The sequence below is a fragment of the Candidatus Kuenenbacteria bacterium genome (genome assembly GCA_012797775.1).
Classification (GTDB): Bacteria; Patescibacteriota; Patescibacteriia; order UBA2196; family GWA2-42-15; genus JAAZMX01.
Genome location: JAAZOM010000006.1, coordinates 21,406 through 35,682, shown reverse-complemented (window position 1 = coordinate 35,682; position 14,277 = coordinate 21,406). Strand labels below are relative to the sequence as shown.

10 protein-coding genes and 1 tRNA gene are annotated in these 14,277 nt (G+C 42.3%); 9 read left to right on the top strand and 2 right to left on the bottom strand.

The genetic code is table 11. The annotated features are described in order from the left end of the window. Positions 1–3: 3 nt before the first annotated feature. Positions 4–1,503: an AMP phosphorylase gene (locus tag GYA54_00785; protein NMC51250.1), complete on the top strand. Its 1,500-nt coding sequence runs from the start codon at positions 4–6 to the stop codon at positions 1,501–1,503. A gap of 93 nt (positions 1,504–1,596) precedes the next feature. On the opposite strand, the gene GYA54_00780 is transcribed toward GYA54_00785, so the two are convergent. Beyond that, entirely contained in the window at positions 1,597–2,538 is a 942-nt protein-coding gene (locus GYA54_00780; GenBank protein NMC51249.1) for a ribose-phosphate diphosphokinase, read from the bottom strand. Between the two features lie 1,908 nt (positions 2,539–4,446). Here GYA54_00780 and GYA54_00775 point away from each other — a divergent pair. From GYA54_00775 to GYA54_00740, 8 genes are all read left to right on the top strand, one after another. Next, positions 4,447–4,938, top strand: coding sequence for a hypothetical protein (locus GYA54_00775; GenBank protein NMC51248.1), 492 nt, complete (start codon positions 4,447–4,449; stop codon positions 4,936–4,938). A 166-nt stretch (positions 4,939–5,104) separates the two neighbouring features. Next, positions 5,105–6,703, top strand: coding sequence for a thioredoxin domain-containing protein (locus GYA54_00770; protein ID NMC51247.1), 1,599 nt, complete (start codon positions 5,105–5,107; stop codon positions 6,701–6,703). Between the two features lie 259 nt (positions 6,704–6,962). Further along, the gene (locus GYA54_00765) at positions 6,963–7,901 is read left to right on the top strand and encodes a hypothetical protein (protein ID NMC51246.1); all 939 of its coding nucleotides are present in this window, start codon (positions 6,963–6,965) and stop codon (positions 7,899–7,901) included. A 60-nt stretch (positions 7,902–7,961) separates the two neighbouring features. Then, a complete protein-coding gene (locus tag GYA54_00760; protein ID NMC51245.1) occupies positions 7,962–8,993 on the top strand; it encodes a hypothetical protein in 1,032 nt (343 codons plus the stop codon). 606 nt (positions 8,994–9,599) lie between these two features. Beyond that, on the top strand, positions 9,600–10,661 hold the full coding sequence (locus GYA54_00755; protein ID NMC51244.1) for a hypothetical protein: 1,062 nt from the start codon (positions 9,600–9,602) through the stop codon (positions 10,659–10,661). 43 nt (positions 10,662–10,704) lie between these two features. Then, a tRNA-Asn gene (locus GYA54_00750) sits at positions 10,705–10,779 on the top strand. A gap of 5 nt (positions 10,780–10,784) precedes the next feature. Then, complete coding sequence (locus tag GYA54_00745; protein NMC51243.1) at positions 10,785–12,245, top strand: hypothetical protein; 1,461 nt, start codon at positions 10,785–10,787, stop codon at positions 12,243–12,245. 4 nt (positions 12,246–12,249) lie between these two features. Next, positions 12,250–13,326: a hypothetical protein gene (locus GYA54_00740; protein ID NMC51242.1), complete on the top strand. Its 1,077-nt coding sequence runs from the start codon at positions 12,250–12,252 to the stop codon at positions 13,324–13,326. Between the two features lie 288 nt (positions 13,327–13,614). On the opposite strand, the gene GYA54_00735 is transcribed toward GYA54_00740, so the two are convergent. Continuing rightward, positions 13,615–14,166 carry a hypothetical protein gene (locus tag GYA54_00735; GenBank protein NMC51241.1) on the bottom strand — a complete coding sequence of 184 codons (552 nt, stop codon included), beginning with the start codon at positions 14,164–14,166 and terminating at the stop codon, positions 13,615–13,617. Between the last annotated feature and the right edge of the window lie 111 nt (positions 14,167–14,277).

Here is a 14,277-nt window from a genome sequence, read left to right as displayed (position 1 = left end):
TTTATGCGCCTATTCTACAAATGCAAAAAAATAGACTTTTCATCCGGTGGTGAGCCAACGGTAGTGCTCCAAGAAAAAGAAGCGGAAAATCAGGGTATCCGGCCGGGCGACCGGGTAAACCTAAAATGGAGCAAAAACAAAACCATGATTGCCACCGTGGATGTTTCTGACAGCAAGGTTGATTATGGGGAAGTGGGATTATTTGAGGAGATTTGGAAGAAAAACCAAATTGACAGTGAAGATATCGTGGAAATAATGCTCTACTCCCGGCCAGAGTCAATCAAGGCGATCAATAAAAAAATGTTGGGCAAGAGACTAAATTATGAAGAAATATATTCCATCATCTCGGATATTTCTACGGGCAAACTAGGACAAATCGAAACTACCTACTATGTAGCTTCCAGTTTTGTAAAACCATATAGCCTGGATGAGCTTTACTATGTGACCAAGGCCATGGCTGAATGCGGAGAAAAATTGAATTTAAAAGAGAGGGTGGTGGACAAACACTCTATTGGGGGCATACCGGGCAATCGGACCACAATGATAGTCATCCCGATTATCGCCTCGCTTGGGCTCTATATCCCAAAAACTTCTTCACGGGCGATCACCTCGCCATCGGGCACAGCGGATACGATGGAAGTCTTGGCGCCGGTCGATCTGAGCGTAGAAAAAATAAAAAAAGTCATTGAGAAAACCAAAGCCTGTATGGTCTGGGGCGGAGCGGTCAGTATGGCACCAGCTGATGACATTATTATCAAAGTGTCCAAGCCATTGTCCTTGGAGCCATATGATAAAATGATTATTTCTATTCTCGCCAAAAAAGTGGCGATGGGAGTAGATTACCTCGTAATTGACCTGCCCTATGGGCCAACAGCCAAGGTGCACAGCCTGAAAACCGCCAAAGAAATAGCCAAGAAATTTGTGGCGGTGGGGAAGAGATTTAAAATAAAAGTAGAAGTAGAAATGCTCGAGGCCAAAGAGCCGGTGGGGGCGGGTGTGGGTCCGGCACTCGAAGCGAGAGATGTGCTCCGGGTCTTGCAACAGCACAAACTCCGGCCGATCGATCTCGAGAAAAAAGGTGTTTATCTGTCAGGCAAACTTTTGGAGTTGAAAGGATTTTGCAAAAAAGGCCAAGGTAGAAAAATTGCCGAGCAACAACTAAAAAGTCTGGCGGCTTGGAAAAAAATGCAGGAGATCATCAAAGCACAGGGAGGCAATCAAAAAATCAAAGCTGATGCAGTAGCGCTCGGGGCTCTAAATTATGAGATGCATGCCAAGCGCGATGGTAAGGTAGTGGCGGTAAATAATAAGGCGATAGAAGAAATCTGCGTAAATTTGGGTGCGCCAAGAGAAAAACTGGCGGGCATCCATATGCATGTGAGAATTAATGACAAGGTAGCAAAAGGGCAAAAACTTTTCACTCTGTATGCGGAAAATGAAGGCCGGCTGAAGCTAGGGCTGGTCGCGGCTAGAAAAAATCAGGTGGTGAAGATAGGGAGGTAGGACAGTAGGGATGTAGGTCGGTAGGAAAGTAGGGTGGTAGAAAAGTAGAAATAAAAAAAGAAACCCCTGTCGGAAATCCGGCAGGGGTTTTGTTTAGGCGAAAAGTTCTTTTTCAAAAAGATCTTTGACCGATTCCTCCCTGATGATAGCATTGATGGCCTTGGCAAAAATGTCATGTACTGATATACGCTCAATTTTTGGTGATTTTTTTCTGGCCGTCATGGGCGTCGTATTGGTAATCAATACTTTTTTAACACGAGAGCACTCTTCTATCCTTTTGGCCCCGCCAGCTGATAACAAACCATGGGTGGCGGTGAGATAAATATTTCTGGCTCCCAGCTCTCCCAAATATTCACAGCCACCAATCATGGTCCGAACAGTGTCTGAAATATCATCGACCATCAAAACGTCCGAGTTTTTAACACTGCCCATAATACCACTAGTTTTTGCCTGATTGTGCGCCGGCCGTTTTTTTCTCAAAATTGCCAAGGGCATATCCAGTTTTCTGGCGACGAAGTCTGCCAAGGGCGAAGCGCCATAATCAGGACCAGCTACAGTAAATTTTTTACCTTGCTTTCTCGCCCAGTCGATGATAGCATAGGCCGAATACAGATGATCCCAAGGAATGTCCACGAAGCTGGTAAGCTGGGGGAAGTGTAGGTGCATCGAAAGCAGGCGATCAGCACCGGCCTGGACAATGAGATTGCAGACCAATTTTACAGTGACCGGATCACGACCCTTCATGCGATCTTGGCGCGCCCAGCCAAAATAGGGAACAACCACATTGATTTCAGCGGCTGAAGCCCGGCGACAAGCATCAATCATCACCAACAAAACCATGAGTTTCTCAGCCGGTGTATTTTCTGCAATGATAAATACCCTTTTGCCGCGTACGCTTTCCGGGAGTCTGACCCAGCACTCACCGTCGGCAAAAATTTTTTTCTCTACCCAGACAAGGGGCAAGCCCAGTTGTCTGGTGATCAATACTGGCAGATCCCACCGGCGATTGACGGCCAATATCTTTACGTGTTCCATCTTTCTCTCCCTCCCAAATTGGGGTATTTCAAAATTTTAGTTTTGCCTTGGTTTGTGCTTTTACCTTAGCACTTTTAAATTTTTTGGCAAATAAAAAAACGGCAACCTTCATTTTTTCAGTACTTGGTGTACTAAAATAAACAAAGATTGCCTTTATAGAAAACGGGTCCGGCGGGACCATGAATGGAGATGAAACGGTTAAAAGGTTCGCAGTGGAATTTGGTGAATGGTGAATTAGGGTTTGGATGAGAAGCATGGGCGATGAAGCTGCCCTTCTTTTTTCGCCATTGTGGAACACATATAGGCCATGAATGCCCGATCTTCGACTGCAATGGAACAATGCGACTGGTCCGCCGGACCGCTTTTTTACTTTTTTAAGGAGCTTTATAATTTAATATTAACAGACCCCAAAAAATTGTCAAATGAATACTTTTTTCAAAAAATTTCTGTCATTGCGAGCCCGCCTGCCGGCGAGGCAGGGAGTAGCACGACGAAGCCAGCCTCGCCGAGTCTAGGCGGGCAATCCCGAGATTGCCAAGCTCCCCTCCTGAGAGGCTAGGTCGCTCACAATGACGGGAAATAAAAAAACGGCAAACGGTTTTATGGCCGGGAAGGGGGCCATTTTTCCGTTTGCCGCTGGCCAAGCATTACTGACACCAGAGAAAGGCGCCAATTTGCTGACCGATATTTGGCGGCCCGGCAAATCTCAAACTGCTAGAGAATAAGGAGTGGTGAAAATCTCTACCAGCCTCTAGGGGGATAACCTAGTGAGAAATGCCGGACCGTTTTTTTATTTGGTAAAAATATTATATATCAAAAAAATATTTTTGGCAATAAAAAAGGGGCCCTGGTGACAAAGTCATCAGGGCCCGGCGGGATCACGATTTGCGGCTTTGACGCGCGCAAGAGTGACCCGCATTTCGCTACCAGCTCACAACCTTTACGGTTGGACCTATTTTGCGTCTCGCTTTTGAGAGCCGAGACTAAGATCATTCGGGAACCAATTCCCAAAGAGCTGATCAGGCAGCGAAAATAGTGGCGGACACCCTGGCAGTGAGCTGCTGGAGTTAGGGGGGTTACCAGTCTTGTCGAAAGCCAAGATGCCGCCGAAAAATGAACGACTGCGGAACCTAGTCCATGGGGACTAACTGTCCTTCCATCCTCGCCATAGGTATTTGGGAGGAGAGTGGTTGCCAACACCATGCTGTGGTGCGCTCGCTTGGAAGGCTGGGGGTAATGTACCGATGGCCGCGGAACTGGCGGCAAAATAGACACGCCACTCGCGAAGCTCGGGAAACACACGAGCTGTGAGCCATTTCTTTGGCACACTGGTCCGCAGTCGTAAAATAAAGGGAGGAGGGCAACGGCCGTCCTCTGATCATTCGCCCAAGTCGCCAAAAGGACTCGGCCCAACGAATGACAAATTTCAGCTATCGCCAGCCCTCTCTCCCATTTTATATTTTAGGGAGCTAGCTGCCGATGTCCGTACTAGCCACGGGACCGCCAACAAGGCAATAATGCGCCCTGCGGGTCTCCGCCAGTCGTAATCAACCAGCTAACTAGCTCCCGTTTTAAAAGAACAAATCTGGGCGATGGTAATCGCAACGTGGAATGTCAACGCAGCAAAAGCCGTGCCACGAACCACCACCCAGATTATTTTCAATTTTGTTTGTAAAATTATCTTAGAGCAAAGACAGGCCCTTGTCAAGAGAGTGGTCGCTATAAGCGATAAGCGAGATAAATAAGGCAAATAATAGAAAACCGATAAAATCAGCGTTTGTTTTTTACCTTAATGACTACTTACCTCGCTTATTACTTAACCATTTGACAAAAATAGATAAATATGCTATAATTTTAACATAAAAATAGTTCATTTTATTTGCAATCACCAAAAAGGAGAAATGTGTCATGAAAAAGATGTATATCATCGGGGCGTTATTGGTTTTGGCCGGAGTATTCTTTTTGCTCCGCGCCTACCTGTTCTACACCCCCCGCAACAACTCCGACACCACCGTCATCAACACGACGGTTGGTCCGCTTACCCCCGCCCCGGACACCACCCTGCCCACCACATTGCCCCCCCGCCCGGCTATCCCCCATCTGTGGGAAGGACAGCAGGGACTGGTTCGTATTTTTGTGTCCGTCTCGGACACGACAAACCAGCGGAGCCTGAGACTCCGGGCTCAGTTCGAGGACTCTCTCAAAAGTGGTCGGGGCTTCCGGCCGTCCAGCCGGTCGATGATCGAGATGGACTGGGCCGTCGAGTTCATCCCCCTGAACGACGGCTCAACCCGGGCCATTATCGAGCGGCTAGGCCGGGACTGCGACTGGGGCAACCCAGTACTGCCCGACGAAAAAATCGTCGGGAAAGTACTGCGGCATATTTTGCCCCGCCGCTAGCGCCTAGAACCATCGCGAAAACCCCCGAACCAAACAACCGGACTCTGTCTACCAAAAAGATAGGTCCGGTTTTTTATTTTACTCAAATTTTGAATTATTATTAAAATATGCTAAAGTAAATTACTAAATACCCTAGTGGGTCCTCTTTACAAACTAACTATTTTTTATGGAAGAAATGCGAAAAGACGCCCCTCTCACGCCAAAAAAGAGCGGTGGGCGCGGCATATTGTTTTTGGCCATTCTCATCATCGTAGTGGCCATCGGCGGCTATATCGCCACCAAGGCGGGTAAAAATGGGGGTGGTGAAAAGATCGATTTTGATCTCTATGTGATGAGCCAGTGTCCTTATGGCTCACAAGCCGAGGAATTGGTTTATAAAATCATCCCGGATTTCAAAGAGGTGGTTAATTTTAATGTGGAATACATCGCTGACAAGGGAGCAGACGGCAGCTTCCAATCCTTGCACGGCCCAAACGAGGTCGAGGGCAACCGTTACCAATTGTGTGTCAAAACAAAATACCCGGATAAGTTTTGGGATTATCTGGCTTGCCAGAACAAAAATTATCAGGATCTAAAATCCAGCTTTGAATCTTGTGCCAAAGAAATCGGAGCCAATTTTGAAAGTATAAAAACCTGCGCCGAAGGCGAGGAGTCGGCCAGTCTTTTGACTACCAGTCTAGAAAAAGCCCAGGCGCTCAATGTGGCCGGCAGCCCAACATTTTATATCGCCGGCAAACAATACACTGGCCAGAGGACAGAGACGGCCCTTGGTCGCGCCATCTGTGCGGCGACCAATAACAGACCATCAAAGGTCTGCGGTGATTTGCCCCAAGACAAAGAATTTACCGCCTATATCCTCGGTGATAGCCGCTGTCAGAAAGAAGAGTGCGACACGGCCGGGCTAGAGAGCCAGCTCACGGGCGTTTTCCCAAAGATCAAAATTGAAAGAAAAGATTATAACACCGAAGAAGGCAAGAAGTTTTATGAAAAATACAAATTGGCTCTTTTGCCAGCCGTGCTTTTTGAGGAGAAAGTAAAAGAGGCCGAAGGATATAGCCAAGTAGAAAGATATCTGACGCAAACAGAAGATCTGTACAATCTAGCTATTGGCGCGAGCTTCAACCCGACCAAAGAAATCTGCGATAACAAGACTGATGATACGGGCAATGGTCAAGTGGACTGCGATGACAGCGACTGCGCGGGGTTTCTAGGTTGTCGGACAGAAGAGACAAAAAGATTGGATCTATTTGTGATGAGCGAGTGCCCCTATGGTATCCAGGCGATGAATGCGATGAAAGAAGTGCTGGACAATTTTGGCCAGAATATTGATTTCAATCTTTACTATATTGCCAATGAAAAGGCTGACGGCACCTTCCAATCTCTCCATGGGCAGGGTGAGGTAGATGAAAATATCCGCGAGTTATGTGCGGCCAAATATTACCCAAGTAATTTTATGGATTATGTCTGGTGCCGCAACAAAGATATCAAGGGCGACTGGACGACCTGCGCGGCCAATTTCGGGAAGATCAAGGCCTGCGCTACTGGCGATGAGGGTAAAAAACTCTTGAGTGAAAATATAAAACTGGCCAATGAATTGAATATCGGCGCCAGTCCGACCTGGATGGTCAATAACCGTTATACTTTTAATGGTATCGATGCCGAAACAGTCAGAAAAAATTTCTGCCAGTACAATGATGTAGCTGGCTGTGAGAAAACGCTGACAGGCCAGAGTGCGACAAGCGCGCCGGCAGGCAGCTGCAACTAAAACGGAACTAACACGGAAACGAAAGAGGCGCGGAACAATACAGAAAAAAAGAGCGTGGGCGACTGCGCTCTTTTTTGAATTATGAATTTAGAATTATGAATTATGCCTTCAGATTGTTTTGCTTTTAAACTAAATCATGGGATATAAATTGCTCAGTTTTTAACCATAATTCTTAATTCATTCTTCATAATTCACCTTTTTGTGGCTTTTTTGGCTAGATTTGGTAGAATTAAAATATAAATAAATTAAGTAAAATCCTATGCAATTCACCAAAAATTTCCGAGAAATTACTAAAAAAGATGTAGGGATTGCTGGGGGCAAGGGCGCGTCGCTTGGAGAAATGCTAAACGCCAAAATTCCAGTGCCGCCGGGCTTTGTGGTTTTGGCTACGGCCTTTGATCGATTTTTGGAAGAAACTGATTTGAAACAAGAAATTCAGGCAGAGCTGGATAAGGTAAATTATAAAGACACTAATTCGGTGGATCGAGCGTCCAATGAAATCCGAGATATGATTGCTGATACAAAATTCCCAGCTGATCTGGGCAAAGAAATAACGAGTGAATTTAAAAAACTCAAAGCGCCTTATGTGGCAGTTCGAAGTTCGGCCACAGCGGAAGATTCTAAGACTGCTTCCTGGGCTGGGGAATTGGAAACCTATCTCAATACAACAGAAAAAGAATTATTGAATAATGTCAAAAAATGCTGGTCGTCTTTGTTTACCCCAAGGGCGATTTTTTATCGCCATGAGAAAAAACTCCTCAAATCCCATGTGTCTGTCGCAGTGGTCGTACAAAAGATGGTGCAATCAGAGGTGTCGGGAATCTGTTTTACGGTCCATCCGGTGACTAAAGACAAAAACCAGATGATTTTGGAAGCAGGCTTTGGGCTCGGTGAGGCGATCGTGTCTGGGCAGATAACACCAGATTCTTACGTGCTGGACAAGCGCGATTGGTCAATAATGGATATTAATATTGCGAGCCAAGTTATGATGATCACCAAAAAAGGCGAGGTAACTATTCACGCCAAGGTGGCCAAAAATATCCAGGAGAAACAAAAATTGCCAGGCAAAAAAATCATTGAGCTAGCCAAATTGTGCGGGCAAATTGAAAAACATTATGGCTTTCCCTGCGATATTGAGTGGGCGATGGAGAAAAATAACTTGTATATTACCCAGAGCCGACCGATTACTACTTTGTAGTAAATGTGGCGGGCAGACGATAATAATCCTAAAAATGGCCAAAAAAATAATTTATAATGTATGCCTATAAAGCGAGATCAATATGAAAAAATTACCAGGGAACTGCCTTTCTTTTTGATGGAAACTCATTTGGGGGCTTATAAATTGGTTGGGAGAATTTTAAAATCACCCTTTAGTCGTGTTTATTATTTTGCCGAAAACAATGTCTGCGAAATATACCGAAATGTTTTTCAATACAAAAGAATAATAAAAAAAATCGAGCGGGAGATAAAAATTTATCCCAAAAAATATCTAACTTATTTCAATAAAATAAACGATTGCGAAAAAAAAATTCAAAAAATTATAGATGGGAAATCCCTACGTTTTGATCATAAAAAAATAAAACATATAATGATAAAATACTGGGCTTACTATATTATATGTGCTTATATAGGATACGCTTTAAATAAAAAATTCTTGGAGGAAAATCCAGAGTATCGTCAAAAAATAATTAAGCATAAGATTCAGGGTATATGGGTAGAGCTTGGCGTTTATATTTTTAAAACTGCTCGCAGTTTTAAAAATATAAACACAAAAATAATTAACAGCCTGAGCTTAATGGAAATACAACTATTGATTTCTAACAAACTAATTGATTATAGTAGGGCGGCCGCGCGTCAGACAGCTTATTTATATTATGCGGATAAAAATTTACTTGTGATTGGGAATGAAGCTAAAAAAATGGCCGTTTCTCTGGGTCTAAAAGAAAAAAATAAATTTAATTTAAATAAAAACCTAAGGGGGGCTATAGCGTTTCCGGGAATAAAAAATGGGCGGGTTAAAATTATAAAAAATAAGTCTGATTTTCCAAAAATTAAAAAAAATGACATTCTGGTCGCCACCATGACAAATCAAATGTTCATACCAATTATTCAAAAAGCTGCAGCAATTATTACTGATGAAGGGGGAGCAACCTGTCATGCGGCCATAATTTCTAGAGAATTAAAAATTCCTTGCATTGTGGGGACAAAAATCGCGACGAAAGCTCTAAAAGATGGCGATCTGGTAGAAGTGGATGCGAATAAAGGAATAGTGAGAAAAATGAAAAATTAGACTATAGATTAGACCAAACTTTAGACTAATATTTAGACTAAAAAATAAACGAATTTGGTCTTCACCCAGTGCTAGAAAATTTGACATTATTTTATTCTGTACAGATGGGTACAGAATAATGCGACAAGAGATAACCAAAGATGAAATGAATCTAGCGATTTAGGCCGATAACGACGTTGTAAAAAATAAAACAATAAAAATATGAAAATACCCTACCATAAAAAATTTGAGCTAATTGAACGAGAAGATTACGCAAATTATTTATTTGTGGCTATTAATTGGGAAGGCGCAACATTGACACCTAAAAAATGGGGGTTTGAACCTATAGAATACGCCGGAGCTGAATATATCAAATCAGCCTGTAATCTTTTTTGCTCGAAGGAATCGTATGATCGAGTAAACCGAAGTAGTTTTCAGCTTTTATTTAATAATCCAAAATTGTGGGACAAGCTACATGATATTAACCGAGATAACTCCGATAAGCTACTAAAGTTAAGCAAAATTATAAAAAAGATAAGAGCGGAAAAATTGAGTAACAGAGAACTGATAAAATGGATAAAACTTTTTCAATCTGGGCAGGCTAGTGTGCATGTACCGAGGCTACCGATGTGGATTTTGGAGACGCCGGAGAATATTATTACTAATTACTTGCATGATTATTTGGATGAAATATACCAAGAGACAAGAAAAATAAAGTACCCACCGCAGGAGGCGTTGAGAATTTTGACTACTCCGACAGGAGAAAGCAATTGGATAAAAGAAAAAAAAGAGTTGTCCAAAATTGCCAAAGTAAAAAATAATGGGGTGCAAAAGAAGCTCCTGAAACGGCACGCCAAAAAATATGAGTGGCTAGAATATGGGCTACAAGGTAAAATATTAATGTTGGCAGATTTTGAAGAATCTTTAGAAAAAATAAAATATGAAGATTATGAGAAAAAACTAGAACGAGAAACAGCAAAATTATTAAGGGAGCAAAGAGAGGTTGAGCATTTATACAATGTTGGGAAAACACATGAAAAGATTTTTAAAATAGTAAGGGATTCTCTGTCCGTCAGATTATACAGCAAAGATGCCCAGTTTTTTAGTTATTATGCTATGGAAAATATTTTCAGAGAGGTCGCTAAGCGGGCAGGAGTCACTTTAGAACAAGTCAGATTTTTACTGCCTAGCGATTTTAAACAAGCACTGTCTAAAAATAACAAGTTGGCCAAAATGACAACAGGGAGACAGAATTACAGCTTGACCATAGCCCATAAGGGGAAAACAGCTTGCTGGGTTGGCAAGGAAGCTAAACAAATAATGAAAAAAATAAAAATTCAAAAATACCAAGAAGAGATTGCATCCGAGGAAGAGTTGCGGGGGCAAACAGCTTATGGAGGTAGTGCAAAAGGAAGAGTAAAAATTATTAATACCATGCAAGAGATGGCTAAAATGCACGCTGGAAATGTTTTAGTCTCACACATGACAAACCCCAGTGTTGTACCCGCTATGAAAAAGGCGGCGGCAATTGTGACTGATATGGGTGGAATAACTTGCCACGCGGCAATCGTAGCTAGGGAGTTGGCTGTTCCGTGTGTGATCGGCACTAAAGTTGCTACGCAGATTTTACGAGACGGGGATCTGGTAGAGGTAGATGCGGACAAGGGAATAGTGAGGAAAATAAAATAAAAATTTGTAAGTAGTAAAAAATTATTATAAGATAAGTCAATATGGCCTGTTCGTCTAGTGTTTAGGACACCCTAATGTTTTTAGGGAGACGGGGGTTTGATTCCCTCACGGGCCGCCAAAAATATGGAAAAATTTTACGATGATCCAGGATTAAATAACATGGCTAATCTGGTAGTGGAACTGATGCCGACCTTGGCACAGTTTTTTCGTAGTGAGGAAACCTTGAGCGAATATTCTAGGAGGATCAATACTTACGATGCACCTGCGCCACACATCGAGCGGCAAAAAGAACTAAAAATATTAATTAGGAATAAAATAGAATCTATTTTTAATCCGGGGGAAAGAAAAAATATTGACTTACGCTTAACTGATGAGGGGGGTCTAATAGCCGGCAGTATGGATCACCATGGGATTTTGAACCACCCGATTTTGACCTCGATTCACGCCTTAACAAATTTTTATAAGCTATATAATCGAGAAGAGTTCGGTGACATTTTGACTTTTGCCACTTCCAAAGTACCGTTTAACGATCCCTTTCATAAAAGAGGAATAATTTTCCATGACAAAAAAATAAATTTATTCCCCAAAAAATATGAACACAAGCTGATGTGGGGCATGCCCAAATATGATTTTGATATAGCTGGCAGATTAAAAGAAAAACATCAATGGCATTTATTTAATACCGAGGAGCAAAAATTTTTGGAAGAAATAACGGGGGAATTAAGAGGTTTGGATTTGTCCGGTTGCCAATATTTGGGCGATGAAATGACCAAAATAAATTTTTATTTATGGAAAAGATTATTCCCGCTAGAAGACCGGAAACAAATTGCCAATCTGGTGGTTATTGAGGACACGGTTTTTACTGACTATTTAATAGCATTAATCAGGAAACAACAAAATAGTTTTATTTATCAAATGATTTTTGATAATAATTTTAGAACAAGGGCTTTAAAAAAATTTGAAGGTATACCCGGCGCTTGGAACGATGAAAAAGAAGTCGGTAGCCAATTGTTTTGGTTGGTGGATGATGACAACAAGCGTGTGCGCCTGACGGTCGAAGGGGAATATTTGGTTGGCGCAGAACACAGAATACCAATAATGCCAGAAGCAATTATTAAATTATTAACAGAGAGAAAATTAATCCCCTGTATGCTTTTAAAATTTGCCCTAGTAATAGTTTATTTGGGCATGAAGACGTTGACTGGTTTTTCTTTGGAATATACTACACGCATGGTCAGGGCCATCAGAGAACTATTGAAAGAAGATTTTCCTGACGAATACCAACTTTCAGAAAAAATCGTCTTGAATAGTATGAATGTGGCTTCGATAACCCTCGGTTCTGATGGCCATGGTGGCTGGAAGGAACTTTACGCTTTTGATGTTATTTTTAATGGCGGTTTTGACAAGAGAGTACTAAACAAAATAGGTCGCATTCAATACAAAGATCTATTAATCCCCTATCTAGCTTTTGCTTATACCTATGGTTTGAGTAAATATGGAAATTTAGAAAATGCCGTGCCTCTCCCATATACAGAAGCTGATCTAAAAAAAATCTTTGAAAATAAATTTAATAATTTAACATAAAAATATGAACGAGCAACTGACTTCGACTCTGCATACAGACGCATACCGACCCAAAGGAGAAGGGCAGGAATATAAAATTGGAGACAATGGCGAGAGAATCTACGGTGCCAATATCACAGACAGAATAGAGCAGTTTGGCATAACCAAATCTCAAGTAGAGGAAAAATTTGGAAAAAAGGCTGAGGAATTGAGTTGGGGCGAATATAACGAATTGATGGCGGAATTAATTAATAGATATTACGACGTGGTTGTGTCCTCAGTTTTTGATAAATATTTATATCAAAATGAAGTAAACCCGGAACAAAACCAGAGATTTAGAGAACTAATAGAAATGACGGAAAAATACCACGGGCTAGGAGCAATCCCTGGCATGCAAATAATTAGAGGAGGCGGAGATTTTCAGGAAAAAAATAATTTGGTAATGACGCTGGAGGGCGGAGCGCATTTAATCCACTCTGGTGAAGACGCAAAGAAAATGGTTGATGCAGGCATAAAAATATTTGGTTTACAGTATGGTGGTGACGAGACACAGAATACTATCACCAGCAAAGGTGGCCTGACACAATTCGGTCGGCAGGTGGTAAAATATTTTTTGGATAATCATTTAGTGGTTGATTTGGCACATTCTGGTTATAAAACTAGGCAAGAAGTGATGGATATAGCGGAGGAAGCAGATGCCGGCAATCGCGTGTCATACACGCATGGCTCCACCGAAGAAGACATTTCGGCTGATTGGATTAACAGGATTGGCGAAAGGGCTCTCAAGGAAGAAGAGGTTGAAAGGATTATTAAAATGGGCGGCATGATAGGATTAGGTGTTTCCCAACCATTTTTTTCGGGCGCAGAACATATAGCCCGAAGGATAGATCAGGTAGCCCAAAAAACTGGGCAACCAAATCGCTTGGCAATTGGCAGTGATTTTGGCGGATTGCCGCCGGGACTAACCACGGATATAAAGGGGCCAGAAGATTTGGTAAAAATTGCCGACGCGCTTTCTGAACGATTTGGCTTTCAAGATGAGCAAATAAAAGGCATAATGAGAACTAACGCAAAAGAATGGCTGAAAGCGGCCATAAAATAATATTAACCTAAAACCCCGCGCCGATAATCGTCGCGGGGTTTCTTTTGCCCATATTACCCCCAACAGTGCCAGAATAGACTGGGAGAACCCAGCTACCCTGGACTTGCGGCTAATTGATCTGACAAGGAGGGGTGTCTTCACTTTCGCCACTGTTGAAGGAAATATAGGCAAAAATTGCTTTTAAAAGTATTACATAATAATAACACCAAATAGAAAATCTGTCAAGGGCTAATAAAAGAACCGCTTTTGAAGGCGGTTCTTTTGGCTTTTTTGTCTCAAATAACAATTTTACTGGGTAGGCTGATTGCTAGTTTTATAACTAGTGATAGCCTCGACCACCTTGCCATCATTTTTTAGCTCTTCTACAAAAATTATATGGTCGTTGTTAACCTGCATAAAATCCTGTGGCCCGTGGAGCTCTTGGCCCAGTTTGACCAAAGAAAGCTGGGCTTGCTGTTGCTCACCAGTCGGGGGGACCTGTTGCAGAGGATTGGATACTTGGAGATAATAAATATCTTCAATCGTGGTGTATTTGGCATCGGTTTTGGAAACCCTACCAAAATATACTTGGCCGTTGCTCAAAAAGACTGCATAATAGCTGTCTTTGCTGTAGACCATACTAAGAGAGGCGGAATCTTTTTCGCCAAAAAGACTAACGCTGGTGTAGCGGTCGACCACAAAGCCGGCCACTAAAACCAAGACGACCACGACAAGGGCGACAACGAGGCCACCCATGCCTTTACCACCACAAGAGCATTTTTCTTTTTTGGTTTCCTTGAGGCTCTCGGGTAGTTCCAACCCGGTATCGGGTTTTGTTTCTGGATTGAAATCCATAGCCATAAATTCTCCTTTTTGACAGGTGTAGTAAAAAAAGGCACCTATCATGTTAATAAATAAGGGACAAGATTATTATATCACAGATCAAAATATTCTCTAAATTTTCCTGTGTAT